Origin of the sequence: Citrobacter sp. RHBSTW-00887 (assembly GCF_013728095.1) — a bacterium.
GTDB lineage: Bacteria > Pseudomonadota > Gammaproteobacteria > Enterobacterales > Enterobacteriaceae > Citrobacter > Citrobacter braakii.
The window spans coordinates 3904889-3924852 of the sequence record NZ_CP056267.1 but is presented as its reverse complement, the minus strand read 5'-3'; the positions used below and the strand labels follow the sequence as shown (position 1 = coordinate 3924852).

Genomic DNA, 19964 nt, shown 5'->3' with positions numbered 1-19964 from the left:
TCAGCCATTACGGTTTGACGGTCGTCATCCCTTAACGTGATTGAGAGAGAAGCCTATGTTTGGTAAAGGCGGTCTGGGTAACCTGATGAAACAGGCCCAGCAGATGCAAGAAAAAATGCAGCAGATGCAGGAAGAAGTCGCCAAGCTGGAAGTGACCGGCGAATCTGGCGCGGGTCTGGTAAAAGTAACCATCAACGGCGCGCATAACTGCCGTCGTGTGGAGATCGATCCAAGCCTGCTGGAAGACGACAAAGAGATGCTGGAAGACTTGGTTGCTGCGGCATTCAACGACGCCGCGCGCCGTATTGAAGAGACGCAGAAAGAGAAGATGGCCTCTGTTTCCTCCGGAATGCAGCTGCCGCCTGGCTTTAAGATGCCGTTCTGATGCAAACCAGCCCGCTGTTAACTCAGCTTATGGAAGCTCTGCGCTGTCTGCCGGGCGTTGGCCCGAAGTCTGCGCAGCGCATGGCGTTCACGCTGCTTCAGCGCGATCGCAGCGGCGGGATGCGTCTGGCGCAGGCGTTAACGAAGGCGATGTCGGAAATCGGCCACTGTGCCGATTGCCGCACATTCACAGAACAAGACGTCTGCAACATCTGCTCGAACCCGCGTCGCCAGGAAAACGGTCAGATTTGCGTGGTGGAGAGTCCGGCGGACATCTACGCCATTGAGCAAACCGGGCAATTTTCCGGACGTTACTTCGTGCTGATGGGACACCTGTCGCCGCTGGACGGTATTGGTCCTGATGATATTGGGCTGGATCGTCTTGAGCAGCGGCTGGCATCTGAGCAAATCAGCGAACTGATCCTGGCGACCAATCCCACGGTCGAAGGAGAGGCGACCGCCAACTATATTGCTGAGCTTTGCATGCAATATGACGTTGAAGCCAGCCGTATCGCCCATGGCGTTCCGGTTGGTGGCGAGCTGGAAATGGTCGATGGCACCACGCTGTCGCACTCTCTGGCAGGACGACACAAGATTAAATTCTGAACAAACGGAGGCCGCGACGGCGGCTTCCGCTTGAAATCCTTCCCGCTTGTCCCCATTTCACCCTCAACCTGTTTTTACCATTGAAAATGGCATTGTTGAGGTAGACCTACATGAAAGGACAAGAAACTCGTGGTTTTCAGTCAGAAGTAAAACAGCTTCTGCACCTGATGATCCATTCTCTGTATTCCAATAAAGAAATCTTCCTGCGTGAGCTTATCTCTAACGCCTCGGATGCGGCAGACAAGCTGCGTTTTCGCGCACTGTCTAACCCGGACCTGTATGAAGGTGACGGTGAGCTGCGTGTGCGTGTTTCCTTCGATAAAGATAAGCGTACGTTGACCATTGCCGATAACGGCGTGGGGATGAACCGTGATGACGTTATCGATCATCTGGGGACCATTGCGAAATCCGGTACTAAATCTTTCCTTGAATCCATGGGATCCGATCAGGCGAAAGACAGCCAGTTGATCGGCCAGTTCGGGGTTGGCTTCTACTCTGCGTTCATCGTGGCGGATAAAGTCACCGTGCGTACCCGCGCAGCGGGCGATAAACCGGAAAATGGTGTGTTCTGGGAATCTGCGGGTGAAGGTGAGTACACCGTTGCCGACATCACCAAAGACGATCGCGGCACCGAAATCACGCTGCATCTGCGCGAAGGCGAAGACGAGTTCCTTGATGACTGGCGCGTACGTTCCATCATCAGCAAATATTCCGACCATATCGCGCTGCCGGTAGAGATCGAAAAATCCGAAGAGAAAGACGGCGAGACCGTGGTTTCCTGGGAAAAGATCAACAAGGCGCAGGCGCTGTGGACCCGTAACAAGTCGGAAATCAAAGACGACGAGTACAACGAATTCTACAAACATATCGCGCACGACTTCACTGATCCGCTGACCTGGAGTCATAACCGTGTGGAAGGTAAGCAGGAGTACACAAGCCTGCTGTACATCCCGTCTCAGGCTCCGTGGGATATGTGGAACCGCGATCACAAGCATGGTCTGAAACTGTACGTTCAGCGCGTGTTCATTATGGACGACGCCGAGCAGTTCATGCCGAATTATCTGCGCTTTGTGCGTGGCCTGATAGATTCTAACGATCTGCCGCTGAACGTTTCTCGTGAGATCCTGCAGGACAGCACCGTCACCCGTAACCTGCGTAGCGCGCTGACCAAACGCGTACTGCAGATGCTGGAAAAACTGGCAAAAGACGACGCGGAAAAATACCAGACCTTCTGGAAACAGTTCGGCCTGGTGCTGAAAGAAGGCCCAGCGGAAGACAACGCTAACCAGGAAACGATCGCTAAGCTGATGCGCTTCGCGTCCACGCACACTGACTCCTCCGCACAAACCGTGTCGCTGGAAGACTACGTGTCGCGTATGAAAGAAGGGCAGGAGAAAATCTACTACATCACCGCAGACAGCTATGCGGCGGCGAAGAGCAGCCCGCACCTGGAACTGTTGCGTAAGAAAGGCATCGAAGTGCTGCTGCTTTCTGACCGTATCGATGAGTGGATGATGAACTACCTGACCGAGTTCGACGGTAAGGCATTCCAGTCCGTAGCCAAAGCTGACGAGTCCATCGACAAGCTGGCGGATGACGTTGACGAATCGGCAAAAGAAGCGGAAAAAGCGCTGACGCCGTTCGTTGAGCGCGTGAAAACCCTGCTGGGCGATCGCGTAAAAGAAGTGCGTCTGACTCACCGTCTGACCGACACGCCGGCCATCGTTACCACTGATGCGGACGAAATGAGCACCCAGATGGCGAAACTGTTCGCTGCTGCCGGCCAGGCCGTACCGGAAGTGAAATATATCTTTGAACTCAACCCGGACCACGTGCTGGTCAAACGCACGGCGGATACCCAGGACGAAGCGCAGTTCAAAGAGTGGGTTGAACTGCTGCTGGATCAGGCGCTGTTTGCTGAACGCGGCACGCTGGAAGATCCGAACCAGTTCATTCGTCGTATGAACCAGTTGCTGGTGTCCTGATAGCCGTAAGGTAATGCCGGATGATGCTAACGCGTGTCCGGCTTACACCATCTCGTCGATCCCTGGCCGGATACGGTGTTTACACCGCGATCCGGCATTTTCTCTCCTCATTTTTAATTTTCCCACCGTTAACCGTTTCAGCGTCGGGCGTCTTCCTTGAGCCAATTGCGTGATGGTGGTATCGTTTAGCGCTTTTTAAAAAATATCGACAACCTTTAAGGGGATTTTCGTAATGCGTATCATTCTGCTTGGCGCTCCGGGCGCGGGTAAAGGAACTCAGGCTCAGTTCATCATGGAGAAGTATGGTATTCCGCAAATCTCCACCGGTGATATGCTGCGTGCTGCCGTGAAATCTGGCTCCGAGCTGGGCAAACAAGCGAAAGACATCATGGACGCCGGTAAGCTGGTGACTGATGAGCTGGTGATCGCGCTGGTAAAAGAGCGTATTGCTCAGGAAGACTGCCGTAATGGTTTCCTGCTTGATGGCTTCCCGCGTACTATTCCGCAGGCTGATGCCATGAAAGAAGCAGGCATCAACGTGGACTACGTTCTTGAATTCGACGTTCCGGACGAGCTGATCGTTGACCGTATCGTGGGTCGTCGCGTACACGCTGCTTCTGGCCGCGTTTACCACATCAAATTCAACCCGCCTAAGGTTGAAGGCAAAGACGACGTGACCGGCGAAGAGCTGACCACCCGTAAAGACGATCAGGAAGAGACCGTACGTAAGCGCCTGGTGGAATACCATCAGATGACCGCTCCGCTGATCGGCTACTACTCTAAAGAAGCGCAGGCGGGTAACACCAAATACGCGAAAGTTGACGGCACCCAGGCTGTGGCTGACGTTCGCGCAGCGCTGGAAAAAATCCTCGGTTAAGTTTTAGCGCAGTCAATGCCGGATGGCGGTGTAAACACCTTATCCGGCCTACGATTTTATGTAGGCCTGATAAGCGCAGCGCCATCAGGCAAATTCTCGTCTTACCTTTCACAGCAATTAGTTCTTCTTTATCGCTTTTCCGCTACAATTATCAACAATTTGAATCGATAAGAGGCGGTAATGCGTCAGACGAAAACCGGTATCCTGCTGGCAAACCTCGGCACTCCCGATGCCCCAACCCCCGAAGCCGTTAAGCGCTACCTGCGCCAGTTTTTAAGCGATCAACGCGTAGTCGATACGTCACCTGCGCTGTGGTGGCCGCTGCTGCGTGGTGTGATTTTGCCGCTGCGTGCGCCACGAGTGGCAAAGCTGTACCAGTCAATCTGGATGGAAGACGGTTCCCCGCTGATGGTCTACAGCAAGGCGCAACAGCAGGCGCTGGCACAACGTCTGCCAAATACGCCTGTCGCGCTGGGGATGAGCTACGGTTCACCGTCGCTTGAAAGCGCGGTCGATGAACTGCTGGCAAGCGGAGTTGAACACATGGTGGTGTTACCGCTGTACCCGCAATATTCCTGTTCTACCGTGGCGGCGGTCTGGGACGAACTAGCGCGAATCTTAGCGCGTAAACGCAGTATTCCTGGCATCTCATTTATTCGTGATTACGCCGATGACAGCAGCTACATTGATGCGCTGGCCAAGAGCGCCCGTGATTCATTTGCTCAACATGGTGAACCCGATTTGCTGCTGCTTTCCTACCACGGCATTCCGCAGCGCTACGCCGATGAAGGCGATGACTACCCGCAGCGCTGTCGCGATACGACTCGTGAGCTGGTTTCTGCGCTTGGCTTGCCGCCGGAAAAAGTGATGATGACCTTCCAGTCTCGTTTTGGCCGTGAACCGTGGTTGACGCCATATACCGATGAAACGTTAAAAATGCTGGCGGAGAAAGGGACCCGACATATCCAGGTCATGTGTCCGGGCTTCGCGGCTGATTGTCTCGAAACGCTGGAAGAGATAGCGGTGCAAAACCGGGAGATTTTCCTTGAGGCAGGCGGTAAGCAATATGAGTATATTCCGGCGCTGAATTCCACACCGGAACATATCGAAATGATGGTTAAACTGACCGCAGCCTACCGTTAAAGCTGCGCTCTGAAGTAACGCGCGCCCTCCCGTAACGCATCGTCGGCGGTTTTCATCATCCGCGAATAGTGCAGGAAGGCGTGCAACGTGCCGGGGTACATTTTGTACTGGCAGGGCTGCTGATGCGCCTGTAGCGTCTGGAACAATAAGCGGTTATCGTCAATCAACGGATCAAACTCCGCACCGGCGATAAAACACGGCGGCACGTCGCGCGTCAGGTCGTTATTAAACAGGCAATAGTATGGTGATTCGCGATCGTCGGCGCTACGCAGGTACGCGTTTTCGTACATCAGCAGATCCTCGCGAGTTAAACCATCCCAGGCTCCGCCCATTAGCCGTCGGCTCAGTGAATCCTGCAGGCCGTAAAGCCCATACCACAACAGCACGCCAGCCACCTTGCCGCAGGCAATTTGTTTATCCCGCAACCACAACGCGCTGGCAAGCGCCAGCATGGCCCCGGCGGAATCGCCCGCAAAACCAATATGATTCACATTAAGGGAATAATCGCCAGGGTGCTGATAAAAGTACTGACACACGGCGACAATCTCTTCGATGGCTTGCGGGTAGCGGGCCTCTGGCGCAAGCGAATAGTCGATGCCAATGATCGTGCACTGCGTATAGCGCGCCAGTAAACGCATAATGCGATCGTGGGTATCCAGATTACCGAGAATAAAACCGCCGCCGTGCAGGTAATATAGCGTCGCCTGGCTATGAGGCTGCGGAGCGTAAATTCGTGTGGCAACGGGGCCGCATGCGGTGGAAATAACACATTCTCAGGTATTCATCTGTGGGGCATCGGCATTCCACAACTGCCGTTCATGAATGTAGTGTTTACGCTGGGCCACGAAGTCATCGGCAGCAGGCCACGGCGGCAAATCTTCGCGATGAAAATTCACTACACTTTTCATTTCATCCGAAATGTTGTCGAGTACGGGGATCTTGTTTTCCGGCTTCATAAAGCGCTCCTTGTGAAGGTGAGTTATTGTAGAAATTCATCCCGGATAAACTGCGATCTCACCGTCCGATATTGAAACTCAGCGCCGCATCGCATGCGCAGCGGGGAATGTGCTACCATGCATCGCTCAGCTAACCACCCGTAAAATCGACCATGAAATTTCCCGGTAAACGTAAATCCAAACACTATTTCCCCGTCAGCGCGCGCGATCCGTTGCTGCAACAAATTCAGCCAGAAAATGAAACCAGCGCAGCCTGGGTGGTGGGTATTGACCAGACGCTGGTGGATATTGAAGCCAAAGTTGATGATAACTTTGTAAAACGTTATGGATTAAGCGCCGGGCACTCTCTGGTGATTGCAGATGATGTCGCTGAAGCGCTCTACCAGGAACTGGTACGTGAAAATTTGATCACCCATCAGTTTGCGGGCGGTACTATCGGTAATACGATGCACAACTACTCCGTGCTGGCGGATGACCGCTCGGTGCTGCTGGGTGTGATGTGCAGCAATATCGAGATTGGCAGCTATGCGTACCGCTATTTATGCAATACCTCCAGTCGTACAGATCTGAACTACCTGCAGGGCGTAGATGGACCGATTGGTCGCTGCTTTACGCTGATTGGCGAGTCCGGTGAGCGTACCTTTGCAATCAGCCCTGGGCATATGAACAAGCTGCGGGGGGATAGCATCCCTGAATCAGTGATTGCCGGAGCGTCCGCGCTGGTGCTGACATCCTATCTGGTGCGCTGCGAGCCGGGCGAGCCAATGCCGGAAGCGACCATGAAGGCGATCGAATTTGCTAAAAAACACAATGTACCGGTGGTACTGACGCTGGGCACCAAATTTGTCATTGCCGATAATCCGCAGTGGTGGCAGGCATTCCTGAAAGAGCATGTCTCAATTCTGGCGATGAATGAAGAAGAGGCCGAAGCGCTGACCGGCGAAAACGATCCGCTGCTGGCGTCCGACAAGGCGCTGGATTGGGTGGATCTGGTGCTGTGCACAGCGGGTCCGGCGGGTCTTTATATGGCGGGCTTTACGGAAGAAGAAGTCAAACGTAAAACCCAGCATCCGCTGCTGCCTGGGGCCATTGCCGAATTCAACCAGTACGAGTTTAGCCGCGCCATGCGCCATAAAGATTGTACCAATCCGCTGCGTGTGTATTCGCACATCGCACCGTATATGGGCGGTCCAGAGAAGATCATGAATACCAACGGCGCTGGCGACGGCGCGCTGGCGGCATTGCTGCATGATATTACCGCTAACAGCTATCACCGCAGCAACGTGCCTAACTCCAGCAAGCACAAGTTCACCTGGCTGACCTATTCGTCGTTAGCCCAGGTGTGTAAATATGCGAATCGCGTGAGTTATCAGGTGCTGAACCAGCATTCCCCGCGCCTGACGCGCGGTTTGCCGGAACGCGAAGATAGCCTCGAAGAGTCGTACTGGGATCGTTAAATCATGCACATGCCGGATAAGCGATAGCGCCATCCGGCAACGACATCAGCCTGTAACGACCACCTCACCTGCAGGCGGCGTTTCAATCAGCTCCAGCATGGTACGGGCGATTTCACGCTCACCCATGACGACCTGATTGGCGCCGCGTTCGGTAATGTATTCCACCTCGTCGTCATAATGCGCGCGGGCGATAATTTCAATCGACGGGCACTTCTCGCGTGCTGAAGCGACAATTTCACCCGCTTCATAGCCATTGGGAATGGTCAGCAGCAGCCAGCGTGCGCAATCCAGATGCGCCAGATTCATAATTTCTTCGTTGGCGGCATTTCCCAGCACCGCGCGGATGCCGCGCTCGCGCAGTTCATCCACTCGGGTGCGTGAGGTTTCGATAACTACCAACGGGATCCCCGCAGCCATCAATTTCTCGCCCAGCAGGCTACCGACGCGCCCAAAGCCAACCAGCAGGGCGTGATTGCAGATATCCACCGGAATTTGCTTCTCTTCTTCAATAGCCTCTTCCAGCGTCTGTTCTTCCAGCGTTTCTGTTTTGGCGAGATATTTTTCTAACACCGCGAACAGCACCGGGTTAAGCATGATAGACAGGATCGCCCCCGCCAGCACCAGATTCTGTCCGGCCTGCGGCAGCAGGTTTAACGCCATGCCCAGACCCGCCAGGATAAAGGCAAATTCACCAATCTGCGCCAGGCTGGTGGCAATGGTGAGCGCTGTGCGTTGGGAGTGACCAAACAGGCGCACCAGGAAATAGGCGGCAAGGGATTTACCAAAGATGATAATCGCCAGCGTGCCCAGCACCGCCAGCGGTTGCTGAATCAGAATCATGGGATCAAAGAGCATCCCGACGGAAACAAAGAACAGTACGGCGAACGCATCGCGCAGCGGTAGGGTGTCATGCGCCGCACGGTGACTCAGTTCAGATTCGTTCAGCACCATGCCGGCGAAGAATGCCCCCAGTGCAAAGGAGACATCGAACAGCTCCACTGCGCCAAATGCAATACCTAATGCGAGGGCGAGGACTGACAGGGTAAACAGTTCGCGTGAGCCGGTTGCGGCGCTGCGGGCCATAATCCACGGCACCAGGCGACGACCAACCAGCATCATAATTGCGATAAACGCCACCACCTTACCGATGGTAATGCCCATATCTACGGCCAGCGAGGCAAAGCCGACATCTTCTTTTTCCAGCATTCCAGCGACGGCTGGCAGGAGAACCAGCGTCAGTACCATCATCAGGTCTTCGACAATCAGCCAGCCAATGGCGATTTGCCCGCGCTGACTGTCAATGAGCTGCCTTTCTTCAAGCGCACGCAATAGCACCACGGTACTGGCGGTTGAAAGACACAGACCAAACACGATCCCTACCATCAGCGACCAGCCCATCACTGCTGAAAGCGCCATGCCCAGCAGCGTTGCCACCGCTATCTGGGCAATCGCGCCGGGAATGGCGATAGACTTTACCGCCATCAAATCCTTCAGCGAAAAGTGCAGCCCCACGCCGAACATCAGCAGGATTACGCCAAGCTCGGCCAGTTCAGGCGCTAGCTTGGTATCAGCAACAAAACCAGGTGTAAATGGACCGGCCAGAACGCCCGCTAACAGATATCCCACCAGAGGAGAAATACGTAGTTTATTGGCAATCATGCCTAATATAAAAGCGAGCACAAGGCCGCCGACAATGGTGGTGATAAGCGGGGTGGCGTGATGCATTCCGTCTCCTTTGGTTGCTGTGATAATCCTGAAAACTCAAACGACGAGTAATAGTTTATGACAATTTTGATGTTTTTGTTTGTGAATAATTATTGAATTTTGATGAAAATAGGATTTTAGACGTAAAAAAGCACGGATCGGAAAAGTACAGCGGTATGTGAGAGGCAAAGGCTGATGGCTACTGTAAGTCTGACGGCCAAAATTTACTTTTGGCCGTCAGGAAATCACGCTTTATGTCGGTTATCAGGTAAGAATATGGTCAGTATCCCCAGTAGTGGCAGGAAAGCACATATTTTGTAGACCAAATCGATGCTGGTATGGTCGGCAATCAGCCCTAACACCGCGGCTCCCAAGCCGCCCATGCCGAAGGCAAAACCGAAAAATAGCCCAGAAACCATGCCGATACGGCCAGGAAGCAGCTCCTGCGCGTAGACCAGAATGGCAGAAAACGCCGATGCGAGGATAAAACCAATGATCACGGTTAAAATCCCGGTCCATTCCAGCGTTGCGTAGGGTAAAAAGAGGGTAAAGGGTGCTACGCCGAGGATAGAGCCCCAAATAACATATTTTCTGCCAATTTTATCGCCCAATGGTCCACCAATCACCGTCCCGGCTGCGACGGCAAACAGGAAGGCAAACAAGTGAAACTGGGCATTTTGTACCGATAATCCGAATTTTTGCATCAGATAAAAGGTGTAATAGCTGCTGATGCTCGCCATATAGAAGTATTTGGAGAAAATCAGCACCAACAGGATGCTTACCGCCAACACCACTTTATTCCGTGGTAACGGATTCACGATGGCGACTTTCGGTTTTCCTTTACTCATCCGGTGCTGCGCGGCATACCAACGGCTGATTTGCGCCAGAACGACAATCGCTAATAACGCAGCCAGCACAAACCAGGCCACATTACCCTTACCATATGGCGCGATGATGACAGCCGCCAGTAACGGTCCCAGAGAGCTACCAAAGTTGCCACCAACCTGGAAAATTGACTGGGCAAGACCGTGACGACCGCCGGAGGCCATTCGCGCCACGCGGGATGATTCCGGGTGAAATACCGAAGAGCCGGTACCAACCAGCGCTGCGGCGAGCAGGACCATATGGAAACTGCCGGCCATGGCCAGCAAAACAAGCCCACTCAGCGTGAAGCACATCCCAATGGGCAGCGACCACGGCATCGGGTATTTATCCGTCCAGTAACCCACAACCGGTTGCAGCAGTGAGGAAGCAAGCTGGAAGGTCAGGGTAATCATCCCTATCTGCATAAACGTCAGCGAGAACTCTGACTGCAATAGCGGATAAATCGCCAGGATCAGCGACTGGATCATATCGTTTAGCAGATGGGAGAGGCTGATTGCCCCTAAAATGCCAAATGAGGTGCGTGCTTTAGCAACCGACGCTGACGCGCCAGCCACTGGCTGGGTTGGTTCACTTATTGCCATAGAAAGTCACTTCTGTTTGGGTTGCGATTATGAGGGTAATCTAATTTGTTATTATTACCTGACTAACATACCTGCGGAAGGTGTTTGAAGGAAGTCTCATTTCTGAAAACATTTTCGGCTATTATTTTCAGTAGCTGTAATTTTATGCCCGAACTAATTCGACTTACAGGTAGGCGGCAAACGCGAGAGTCCCAGGAGCTTACTGCATAAGCGACAGGGGGAAGTGAGCGCAGCCAACGCACATGTAATTTGAAGGATAACGGGTATGGCGGTTGATATTGAGTCAGGGAGTGAAATATGAAGTTTTTAAAACGGGGCGTGGCGCTGGCGTTATTAGCCGCATTTGCGCTGGCAGGTCAACCTGCACAGGCGTACGAAAAAGATAAAACCTACAAAATTACCATTCTGCATACCAACGATCATCACGGTCACTTCTGGCGCAGCGAATACGGTGAATACGGGCTGGCGGCACAAAAAACGCTGGTGGACGGTATTCGTAAAGAGGTGGCTGAGGAAGGGGGCAGTGTACTGCTGCTTTCCGGTGGCGACATTAATACCGGCGTACCGGAGTCCGATCTGCAGGATGCGGAACCTGATTTTCGCGGAATGAACCTGATTGGCTATGATGCGATGGCGGTCGGAAACCACGAGTTTGATAATCCGCTTAGCGTATTGCGCCAGCAGGAAAAATGGTCCAAATTCCCGTTTCTCTCGGCCAATATCTATCAGAAAAGCACCGGCGAGCGTTTGTTTAAGCCGTGGGCCATCTTTAAGCGTCAGGATTTAAAAATTGCCGTACTCGGTTTAACCACTGACGATACGGCGAAAATTGGCAACCCAGAGTTCTTTACCGATATTGAGTTCCGTAAACCTGCTGATGAAGCCAAACTGGTTATCCAGGAACTGAATATGGGGGAAAAGCCGGACATCATTATTGCGACCACCCATATGGGACATTATGACAATGGCAATCACGGCTCGAACGCGCCTGGCGACGTAGAAATGGCGCGCAGCCTGCCGGCGGGATCGCTGGCAATGATTGTGGGTGGTCACTCGCAGGATCCGGTATGTATGGCCGCGGAAAACAAGAAGCAGGTTGATTACGTACCGGGTACGCCGTGTGCGCCAGACAAGCAAAACGGGATCTGGATTGTGCAGGCGCATGAGTGGGGGAAATACGTGGGGCGGGCGGACTTTGAGTTCCGCAATGGCGAAATGAAAATGGTTAACTACCAGCTCATCCCCGTCAACCTGAAGAAAAAAGTGACCTGGGACAACGGTAAAAGTGAGCGCGTACTCTACACCCCGGAAATTGCTGAAAATCAGCAAATGCTTTCACTGCTGACGCCGTTCCAGAATAAAGGTAAAGCGCAGCTCGACGTGAAAATTGGTAGCGTCAATGCGCGCCTCGAAGGCGACCGTAGCAAAGTCCGTTTCGTGCAGACCAACATGGGGCATTTACTGCTGGCTGCGCAAATGGCGCGAACCAGCGCTGATTTTGGCGTGATGAGCGGCGGCGGTATCCGTGACTCCATCGAAGGCGGTGATATCACCTATAAGAGCGTGCTGAAAGTGCAGCCGTTCGGTAACATCGTGGTGTACGCCGACATGAGCGGGAAAGAGGTGATTGACTATCTGACCGCCGTGGCGCAAATGAAGCCGGATTCCGGGGCCTATCCGCAGTTTGCCAACGTCAGCTTCGTGGCGAAAGACGGCAAACTTAACGATTTGAAAATTAAAGGCGAACCCGTTGAACCAGCCAAAACCTATCGCATGGCAACGCTGAGCTTCAATGCCACCGGCGGCGATGGCTATCCGCGAATTGATAACAAGCCTGGCTATGTGAATACCGGGTTTATTGATGCGGAAGTGCTGAAAGAGTACGTACAGAAGAACTCACCGCTCGATGCTGGTGCGTATGAGCCGAAGGGCGAGGTAAGCTGGCAGTAACAGGGCAATTTTGGGCATCATTTTATCCGCTCCTCCGGGCCGCCCTTCATGGCGGCCCAATAATCCTACTTATTACCTCTATGCTCCGGTTCCTGCACGCTGGCCGAACCCAAACTGTCTTCACCAATCACACCCTGTAATCGCAGTAGGCTCAATCGCCGTATCACCGGGCAAAAGACAATTAATCACGGCGTGCGATATCGGCGAATTTCGCATCCAGAATTTTCGCTAAATCGCCCGCTGCCAGTTCAATATCCAGCCCTCGTTTGCCGCCGGACACATAAATGGTGTCAAACGTCTGGGCGGGAGCGTCGATGAGCGTCGGCAATCTTTTTTTCTGCCCCAGCGGGCTGATGCCGCCTACCAGATACCCGGTGGTTCGCTGCGCGATCATCGGATCGGCCATATCGACCTTTTTGGCTCCCAACGCCCTGGCGACCTTTTTGAGATCCAGTTGACCGGCTACCGGCGTAACGGCAACCGCCAGGTGCTTCATATCGCCATTCACGGCAACCAGTAGCGTTTTGTAGACCTGGTCCGCATTCAGACCTAACTTGCGTACCACTTCGTCACCAAAGTTCGTCTCGGACGGATCGTGATCGTAGGTGTGGATCTGGAAAGAAATTTTGTTTTTTTCGAGTAATTTAACGGCGGGTGTCATAGCAATTTTCCTGGCCCAGACAAAATACGACACAAGCATACGCCTGATGTCTGTCTAAAAAATAGTACCATCTTGCGCAATAGTGTTGGCAGGATGATGACTTTGAGCGACAATCGAACTACACCGATGCTTTAAGCGTCGGGATCATAATAATGATGAAATTCCTCTTTGACGGGCCAATAGCAATATTGGCCATTTTTTTACCGTAACATCTCCGGCAAATTTCCTTCTCCATACAAATGCAGCGCACCAACGGCCACGACATAGTGACCGGCGGGCATCGCCCTGAGTCGATCGCGCCAGGCCGCATTACGCTGATGCATCAAAACGTCATACAGCGACTGGCTAAAAGTATTGGGTAGATTGAGTTCGCTATTGCGTGGCGGCGTTTTAAGCCACCAGCCCATCATCTGTTGTAGCAGTCTGGCATTGGTATGCCAGTGCGTCAGGGTATCGTCCAGCAGAGCCAGTCCGTTATCGGGTAACTGACATAACAGCTCGATTTGGCTGGATGCGCCTTCCAGCTCGATTATGGGTTTATGCACCTGTTTTGCCGCATTCAGTAGTTGGTAATCAATGCCGTATTCCGCCCGTAACCCCAACTGCTGCGCCTGCGTTGCCTGCAAGACCATGGCGATTTGCCACAGCGGCTGGGTAGACAGCAGGGAAGAGGAAATACCCAGCTCGTCGGTGACTTTGTGCAGATTATCTAGCAGCTCTGGGCTGATGCGCTCTTCCAGTGCGGCAAAGGTCGGAAGGTTGGCAAACGGCGCGTCGTCGCCGGAAACATCGGCTTCGACAATGAGCGCATCGGCACGCTGGAGCTTTTTGAGTAATTTGGCAGGCAGAGGCGCCATATCGCGGCTGCCCATGTGAATACTGCCAATCAGATGAAAATGGCGGTTTCCGGGCAAGGAGATGTCGATGGCAGGCCAGGTATAGTGGTTGCCGCGTAGCGCGGTGAAAAATGATTTTACCCGGTACAACAGATCCATACGGCCTCCCTAAGTAGACTTCCATGCTAGCGCGTGGTCCTGGAAGGTGCAAATACACTTCATCATTCGCTCAGCCTCTTTATTGGCAGCGAGCAAAAACCCCAGTCACATAGTTGGCTATGCTCCTGGGGTTTTTATACTTGCCGCCTTGAGGCAACGCGAATGATTTGGGGCTCCGTTCAGAGCGCCATCCGGTAAAGGCTTACTCTTTAGGTTTGAAGCGCAGCAGTCGATTAGCGTTGCTCACCACGGTAATGGAGGAGAGCGCCATCGCCGCCCCGGCAACGACCGGGTTGAGCAGTGTTCCGGTGAACGGCCACAAAATCCCGGCGGCAACGGGGATACCGATGCTGTTATAGATAAACGCGCCGAGCAGGTTCTGCTTCATATTGCGCAGCGTTGCCCGGGAGATAGACAGCGCATCGGCAACGCCCATCAGGCTATGGCGCATCAGCGTAATCGCGGCGGTTTCAATCGCCACATCGCTGCCGCCACCCATGGCAATCCCTACGTCAGCCTGAGCCAGTGCAGGCGCATCGTTGATACCGTCACCGACCATGGCAACCTGACGCCCCTGGCTCTGCAGACGTTTAATTGCCTCGGCTTTACCGTCAGGCAGAACGCCAGCAATCACCTCATCAATACCCGCCTCTTTGGCAATGGCGTTGGCGGTCGTTGGGTTGTCGCCGGTGAGCATCACCAGACGATACCCGGCGCGGTGCAGACGCTGGAGTGCTGCCACGCTGTCGCTACGCAGAGGATCACGTACCGCTAACAGCGCTGCTGCTTTACCGTCAATCGCTAACAGTACCGGGGTTGAGCCTTGGGAAGCCTGAGCGGTGATTTCAGCCTCCATTTCAGTGGTATCTACCTGCTGTTCATTAAGCAGCGCCTGGTTTCCCAGCAGCAGCGAATGACCTTCCGTTTCGCCACTGACGCCTAAACCGCGCAGCGTACGGAAACCGTTGACCTGCGGCAGCGTGACATCACCTGCTTTGTCCAGAATCGCCCTGGCTAACGGGTGGCTGGAACCCTGTTCAAGGGCCGCTGCCAGACGAATTGCCAGCGCTTCGTCGGTATTGCCAAACGTTTTGATGGCGACAACCTGTGGTTTGCCTTCAGTTAGCGTCCCGGTTTTATCAAACACGATGGTATCGAGCGTGCTGGCGCGCTGCAGCGCATCGGCATCACGTACCAGCACCCCAAATTCAGCGGCACGCCCGACGCCGGAAATAATCGACATCGGCGTTGCCAGACCCAGCGCACAAGGGCAGGCAATAATCAGGACGGTGGTGGCGATTACCAGCGTATAGACAATCTGCGGCGCCGGTCCAAAGAAATACCAGATAGCCGCACTGACCAGCGCAATGGCGACCACGACCGGAACGAACACCGACGAGATGCGGTCGGCCAGTTTGCCAATCTCCGGTTTGCTGCTTTGCGCCTGGCGCACCATACGAATAATGCGCGACAGCGTGGTGTGACTGCCAACAGCGCTGGCGCGGAACAGCACGCTACCGTCCTGTACGACCGTACCGGCGTGGACGCTATCGCCTGCACCTTTTTGCTGTGGAATCGGCTCACCGGTCAGCATGGCCTCATCCAGCCAGGCTTCACCCTGAGTGATTTCGCCATCAACCGGAACGCGGTCACCGGTGGTCAGGCGCAGCAACATTCCAGCCTGCACCTCTGCCAGCGGCACGTTCTTTTCACCTTCGTCAGTGACGACGCGTGCGGTCGGCGGTGTCAGATCGAGCAGTTTTTCCAGTGCTTTAGACGAGCGTTGGCGAGCCCGCGCTTCCAGCATGTGTCCGAGGTTAATCAGACCGATAATCATGGCACTGGCTTCATAATAGAGGTGTCGCGCTTCCATCGGGAACCATTGCGGCCAGAGGTTGACGCTCATGGAATAGAGCCATGCCACCCCCGTACCCAGCGCCACCAGCGTATCCATGGTCGCGGTGCCGTTCATCAGGCTTTTCCACGCATTGCGGTAAAAGTGACCGCCCGCGAAAACCATCACGGCAAGCGTTGCCAGACCAATCATCAGCCACAGGCTGCGGTTGTCGTCGCTCACCATCATGTTGTCGCCAATCATGCCCCATACCATCACCGGGATACCCAGGAGCAGCGCGACGGCTGCCTGCCAGCGAAAACGTTTCATGGTTGCCACGGCGGTTTCTTGCTGACGTTCGCGACGCTTAGCATCATCTTCAATCGCTTCTGCGCCGTAGCCCGCTTTTTCAACCGCCTGTACTAAATCTGCGGCGGAGGCACTGCCCATTACCAGCGCAGTGCGTTCCGCCAGGTTTACCCGTGCCTGCGTGACGCCCGGTACACTTTGCAATGCATTTTGTACGCGGGTCACACAACTGGCGCAGCTCATGCCGTTTAACAGCAACTGTTGGCTGTCATCATCAGCCGTAGCTGCCGGAAGCTCGGAAGGGACCGCTGCCAGTGCTTCCGACGGGATTGATGACTCCGTCAGCGGTTTAGCCTTTGGGTGGCTTAACTCCGCGCCGTAACCGGCTTGTTTGATGGTTTCAATCAGCGCTTCTGCGCTGGCGCTCCCGGTAACATGCGCTTCTGTCACGGTGACATCCGCTTGCTCAACGTCCGGACGTTGTTCCAGACTTTCTTTAACGCGTTTTACGCAGTGACCACAGGACAGGCCGTCCAGGGTTAGATCGATTGTTTGAGACATAACCAACTCCTTTTTTGCAGGATTAACTGACTGTGATAAAGGTTAAACCTTCCAGCAAGGGGAAGGTCAAGGGCGTTTTTAGAAAAGGTGAAAAAAGGGTGTAAAGGGAGAAAAACGGGAACGCCACGTCAGGGGTTCCCGGTCTGTTATTGATTGAGGACGATAATCGGCGTTCGATGCTCCGGTTCATTTATGACCGTGAGATCGGCACCGTACAGCGCGTTCAGCGACCGTTGCTTCAGAACATCCTGCGGATATCCGTTATCAACTATCTTGCCGCGTTCCATCAATACCACACGGTCGGCATAGCGCGCCGCGAGGTTGAGATCGTGCAGGACGCAGCAGACGTTAAACTGCCGTTCACGCACCAGACGACGTAGCAGACGAAAAAGGTGCTGCTGGTGGTGAATATCCAGCGCGGAGGTGGGTTCATCAAGAAACAGCCATTTCGGCCCAGGCTCGGGCTCCCAAAGCTGAACCAGCAGGCGCGCCAGCTGTACCCGTTGTTGTTCTCCTCCCGACAGATGCCGGTAATCGCGTGCGGCCAGCGTCTGGCAATCACACAATGCCATGATGTGCTCCGTTTCATCGCCCGTGTTGCGCGTACGATACGGATGTCTGCCCATGCGAATGACCTCCTGAACGCTAAACGGGAAGGCCATATGACTATTCTGGCGCATCACGGCACGGGTTTTTGCCAGCTCGGTGATTGACCACTTGTCCAGCGGCTTGCCAAACATGCTACAACGCCCACTGTGGGGCTGCAGATATCCCGTAAGCTGGCGTAGCAGCGTCGATTTCCCGGCTCCGTTCGGGCCAAGAATCGCGATGATCTCTCCATCAGGTAGCGTCAGGGAAACGTCGTCGGTCAGTCGTCTTCCCTGAATGTGGTAGACCAGATTTTCAGCGACGATCATGACACTCTCCGGCTACGCAGTATTAACCACAGGAAATACGGTCCACCGATCAGGCTGGTTAACAGGCCAACGGGCATTTCGGCTGGCTGAACAAGTGTGCGGGCCAACGTGTCGGCAATCAGGAGTAAACAGGCACCGGCCAGCGTAGAGCAGGGAATCAACCAGCGATGATCGGCGCCGGTCGTCATTCTGATCAGATGTGGGATCACCAGGCCAATAAAACCAATTACGCCGCTGACGGAAACCGCAGCGCCGACCAGGAGCGAACTGAGCAACAGTAACTGCTGACGCTTACGTTTGACGTTTACGCCGAGGTAATGCGCCTCTTCATCACCCAACTGCAGTAAATTAAGCGTTCCCGCCATGCAGATGGTTACAACAATGGCTGGAAGAACAAACGTGCTGGCAACCAACAGCGTTGGCCACTGGGCCTGGCCGAGATTACCCATCATCCACAATGTAAGTTGACGTAGCTGCTGCTCGTCGCCCACATAGCTCAGTACGCCAATAGCCGAACCGCACAGGGCATTGATAGCGATACCGGCTAACAGCAGTTGCATCATTCCACCGTGGTTATGACGCTGGCTTATCAGGAAAATAATTGTGCAGACCACCATGCTGCCTGCGACGGCAAAAATCATCTGCTCATACAGCACCAGCACTACGGGGAACGAAAATGGGATAACTATCGCGATGCCGACCATCAGCGAGGAGCCGCTGCTGACGCCAAGCAGGCCAGGATCGGCCATCGGATTGCGAAAAAGTCCCTGCATGATGACCCCTGCCGTCGCCAGCGCAGCACCGACCAGAACGGCCAGCAGCACGCGAGGCAGGCGGATGTTTAACCAGATATCACGATATTCGTCGTTGAACAGAGCGCTGAAGCTAATGTTCAGCGCCCCCTGGCTGGCACCGAAGAGCATCAGAGCAACCAGCAAAAGAGAAAGACCCGTCAGGATGCTGACGGAAGAAAGCGAGTCCTTAAGCACGTAACGCTCCATAACGTCTTTGCGGCGCGGAATTCCCGCGCCGTGAGGGGTTTACGCGGGTTTCAGTCCCGGCTCAACCAAACTGTAAATCTGGTTATTAAGTGCTGGCGCAGTGGCCAGTTCGTGAATATGCTTCGCAACATCTGCACGCATTACAAAGCCGTGACACTCCTGAGCCTGTATTCGTTGTGCCTGGCCGGTGGCTGCACCGTTTAGCAAACCGCCGGGGCGGAGAATGGCGTAGTCCAGTCGACTGGTTTGTAGCCAGCTTTCAGCCAGCGATTTTTCCCGTACAGCCTGACCAAATGCGGCCTTTGCGCGTGAAGAAAGAAAAGGCCAACTGTCACCGCAGCCGAGTGAGGTCACCAGAATCATGCGCTTGATCTCCGCTTTTTCTGCTTCATCAATGACGGTTCTGTGCGCCAGATAATCCTGGGCGCCGCCCATGGAGGAGATCACCGTGGCATGTTGACCCGCTGCGCGACAGGCACAGGCGGTGACCTGACTATCGCAGGCGTCGCCGATGAAGACCTGCACACCTTTTTCCTGCAACCCAGCAGCGACCTGTGCGTTGCGAACGACGGCAATCACCGGACGTTGTTCCGCCAGTGCGAGTTCAAGCGTTTTCGCGCCTACGCCGCTACCACCCGCACCAAAAATGAGCCATGGAGCCATCAGGCATGTTCCTTTAAAGATGAAGACAACGCGTGAAAGGCGCTGACCTGTTCGGCCAGTAGCTGTCGATGTTCATCCCGACCGAGGAAAATTTTGAACATTGCGCTACCCGCCTGGTTAAAGAAGAGAATGGACGCGGTGTCCATTCCCATAAATTTGCGTTCAATCAGGGCAATATGCGTACAGTTTTCTGCCTTGATATGACCGGTCATGCCTTTTTTGCCGCGCAGGTTGAAGTAGCCATGACGGTGGAATCCGGAAGGTAATTCACCGGTGAATTCCAGAATGACATCAGCAGTATGGACCAGGGTGGTGACTTTGCCCCATTCGCTGACGGTTTCCCAGACGGTATCAAATTGATCGCCGGAAACCAGCGTCGGGGAGGGGAGGTTTTTCACCACCTCCAGCAGCGTGGTGTTGTACTGGGCAGCGATAGCTTCCAGCGTACCGTCCGGTTCAGTTTTCAAAAAATCCTGTAAAGAGACATGGCTCATA

At 54.1% G+C, this 19964-nt stretch carries 16 protein-coding genes and 1 pseudogene; 7 read left to right on the top strand and 10 right to left on the bottom strand.

Going from position 1 to position 19964, the window contains the following annotated elements; genetic code table 11:
* Positions 1–55 precede the first annotated feature (55 nt).
* From HV314_RS18785 to hemH, 5 genes are all read left to right on the top strand, one after another.
* On the top strand, positions 56–385 hold the full coding sequence (locus tag HV314_RS18785; protein ID WP_003021764.1) for a YbaB/EbfC family nucleoid-associated protein: 330 nt from the start codon (positions 56–58) through the stop codon (positions 383–385).
* The gene (gene recR / locus HV314_RS18780; RefSeq protein ID WP_016152082.1) at positions 385–990 is read left to right on the top strand and encodes a recombination mediator RecR; all 606 of its coding nucleotides are present in this window, start codon (positions 385–387) and stop codon (positions 988–990) included. Before HV314_RS18785 ends, recR begins: the two co-directional genes overlap by 1 nt.
* Positions 991–1100: 110 nt before the next feature.
* Positions 1101–2975, top strand: coding sequence for a molecular chaperone HtpG (htpG, locus tag HV314_RS18775; RefSeq protein WP_016152083.1), 1875 nt, complete (start codon positions 1101–1103; stop codon positions 2973–2975).
* A gap of 232 nt (positions 2976–3207) precedes the next feature.
* Positions 3208–3852, top strand: a complete 645-nt coding sequence (adk, locus tag HV314_RS18770) for an adenylate kinase (protein ID WP_003021773.1) — start codon at positions 3208–3210, stop codon at positions 3850–3852.
* Between the two features lie 180 nt (positions 3853–4032).
* Entirely contained in the window at positions 4033–4995 is a 963-nt protein-coding gene (hemH, locus tag HV314_RS18765) for a ferrochelatase (RefSeq protein WP_153690660.1), read from the top strand.
* Here the strand turns inward: hemH and aes are convergent.
* A pseudogene (aes, locus tag HV314_RS18760) lies at positions 4992–5951 on the bottom strand (acetyl esterase). The gene hemH and the pseudogene aes sit on opposite strands and share 4 nt — an antisense overlap.
* A gap of 152 nt (positions 5952–6103) precedes the next feature.
* On the opposite strand from aes, the gene gsk reads away from it, so the two are divergent.
* Positions 6104–7408: an inosine/guanosine kinase gene (gene gsk / locus HV314_RS18755; RefSeq protein ID WP_181546437.1), complete on the top strand. Its 1305-nt coding sequence runs from the start codon at positions 6104–6106 to the stop codon at positions 7406–7408.
* Between the two features lie 45 nt (positions 7409–7453).
* On the opposite strand, the gene ybaL is transcribed toward gsk, so the two are convergent.
* Together ybaL and fsr are read right to left on the bottom strand one after the other, a co-directional pair.
* Positions 7454–9133 carry a YbaL family putative K(+) efflux transporter gene (gene ybaL / locus HV314_RS18750; RefSeq protein ID WP_016152087.1) on the bottom strand — a complete coding sequence of 560 codons (1680 nt, stop codon included), beginning with the start codon at positions 9131–9133 and terminating at the stop codon, positions 7454–7456.
* 224 nt (positions 9134–9357) lie between these two features.
* A complete protein-coding gene (gene fsr / locus HV314_RS18745) occupies positions 9358–10578 on the bottom strand; it encodes a fosmidomycin MFS transporter (protein WP_016155879.1) in 1221 nt (406 codons plus the stop codon).
* 297 nt (positions 10579–10875) lie between these two features.
* On the opposite strand from fsr, the gene ushA reads away from it, so the two are divergent.
* Positions 10876–12528 (top strand): bifunctional UDP-sugar hydrolase/5'-nucleotidase UshA, encoded by a 1653-nt coding sequence (gene ushA, locus HV314_RS18740; protein WP_181546436.1) that lies wholly within the window; start codon positions 10876–10878, stop codon positions 12526–12528.
* Between the two features lie 181 nt (positions 12529–12709).
* On the opposite strand, the gene ybaK is transcribed toward ushA, so the two are convergent.
* The 7 genes from ybaK to hutX form a co-directional block, all read right to left on the bottom strand.
* Positions 12710–13189, bottom strand: coding sequence for a Cys-tRNA(Pro)/Cys-tRNA(Cys) deacylase YbaK (ybaK, locus tag HV314_RS18735; RefSeq protein WP_016152092.1), 480 nt, complete (start codon positions 13187–13189; stop codon positions 12710–12712).
* A 200-nt stretch (positions 13190–13389) separates the two neighbouring features.
* Positions 13390–14184: a TraB/GumN family protein gene (locus tag HV314_RS18730; protein ID WP_137367305.1), complete on the bottom strand. Its 795-nt coding sequence runs from the start codon at positions 14182–14184 to the stop codon at positions 13390–13392.
* A 202-nt stretch (positions 14185–14386) separates the two neighbouring features.
* On the bottom strand, positions 14387–16888 hold the full coding sequence (gene copA / locus HV314_RS18725) for a copper-exporting P-type ATPase CopA (RefSeq protein WP_016155883.1): 2502 nt from the start codon (positions 16886–16888) through the stop codon (positions 14387–14389).
* A gap of 146 nt (positions 16889–17034) precedes the next feature.
* On the bottom strand, positions 17035–17805 hold the full coding sequence (locus HV314_RS18720; protein ID WP_049271286.1) for a heme ABC transporter ATP-binding protein: 771 nt from the start codon (positions 17803–17805) through the stop codon (positions 17035–17037).
* Positions 17802–18794, bottom strand: coding sequence for a FecCD family ABC transporter permease (locus HV314_RS18715; protein WP_220131414.1), 993 nt, complete (start codon positions 18792–18794; stop codon positions 17802–17804). The genes HV314_RS18720 and HV314_RS18715 overlap by 4 nt, the downstream gene beginning before the upstream one ends.
* 51 nt (positions 18795–18845) lie before the next feature.
* Positions 18846–19469 (bottom strand): anaerobilin reductase, encoded by a 624-nt coding sequence (gene chuY, locus HV314_RS18710; RefSeq protein ID WP_016152097.1) that lies wholly within the window; start codon positions 19467–19469, stop codon positions 18846–18848.
* The gene (gene hutX, locus HV314_RS18705) at positions 19469–19963 is read right to left on the bottom strand and encodes a heme utilization cystosolic carrier protein HutX (protein WP_016155886.1); all 495 of its coding nucleotides are present in this window, start codon (positions 19961–19963) and stop codon (positions 19469–19471) included. The genes chuY and hutX overlap by 1 nt, the downstream gene beginning before the upstream one ends.
* Position 19964: the final 1 nt, after the last annotated feature.

What these genes read in the sequence shown, in the direction of transcription:
- HV314_RS18720 (WP_049271286.1), bottom strand. Translation starts at nt 17,805, where the DNA reads ATGATCGTCGCTGAAAATCTGGTCTACCACATTCAGGGAAGACGACTG.
- HV314_RS18730 (WP_137367305.1), bottom strand. Translation starts at nt 14,184, where the DNA reads ATGGATCTGTTGTACCGGGTAAAATCATTTTTCACCGCGCTACGCGGC.
- ybaL (WP_016152087.1), bottom strand. Translation starts at nt 9,133, where the DNA reads ATGCATCACGCCACCCCGCTTATCACCACCATTGTCGGCGGCCTTGTG.
- ushA (WP_181546436.1), top strand. Translation starts at nt 10,876, where the DNA reads ATGAAGTTTTTAAAACGGGGCGTGGCGCTGGCGTTATTAGCCGCATTT.
- hutX (WP_016155886.1), bottom strand. Translation starts at nt 19,963, where the DNA reads ATGAGCCATGTCTCTTTACAGGATTTTTTGAAAACTGAACCGGACGGT.
- adk (WP_003021773.1), top strand. Translation starts at nt 3,208, where the DNA reads ATGCGTATCATTCTGCTTGGCGCTCCGGGCGCGGGTAAAGGAACTCAG.
- chuY (WP_016152097.1), bottom strand. Translation starts at nt 19,469, where the DNA reads ATGGCTCCATGGCTCATTTTTGGTGCGGGTGGTAGCGGCGTAGGCGCG.
- fsr (WP_016155879.1), bottom strand. Translation starts at nt 10,578, where the DNA reads ATGGCAATAAGTGAACCAACCCAGCCAGTGGCTGGCGCGTCAGCGTCG.
- ybaK (WP_016152092.1), bottom strand. Translation starts at nt 13,189, where the DNA reads ATGACACCCGCCGTTAAATTACTCGAAAAAAACAAAATTTCTTTCCAG.
- recR (WP_016152082.1), top strand. Translation starts at nt 385, where the DNA reads ATGCAAACCAGCCCGCTGTTAACTCAGCTTATGGAAGCTCTGCGCTGT.
- hemH (WP_153690660.1), top strand. Translation starts at nt 4,033, where the DNA reads ATGCGTCAGACGAAAACCGGTATCCTGCTGGCAAACCTCGGCACTCCC.
- copA (WP_016155883.1), bottom strand. Translation starts at nt 16,888, where the DNA reads ATGTCTCAAACAATCGATCTAACCCTGGACGGCCTGTCCTGTGGTCAC.
- htpG (WP_016152083.1), top strand. Translation starts at nt 1,101, where the DNA reads ATGAAAGGACAAGAAACTCGTGGTTTTCAGTCAGAAGTAAAACAGCTT.
- gsk (WP_181546437.1), top strand. Translation starts at nt 6,104, where the DNA reads ATGAAATTTCCCGGTAAACGTAAATCCAAACACTATTTCCCCGTCAGC.
- HV314_RS18785 (WP_003021764.1), top strand. Translation starts at nt 56, where the DNA reads ATGTTTGGTAAAGGCGGTCTGGGTAACCTGATGAAACAGGCCCAGCAG.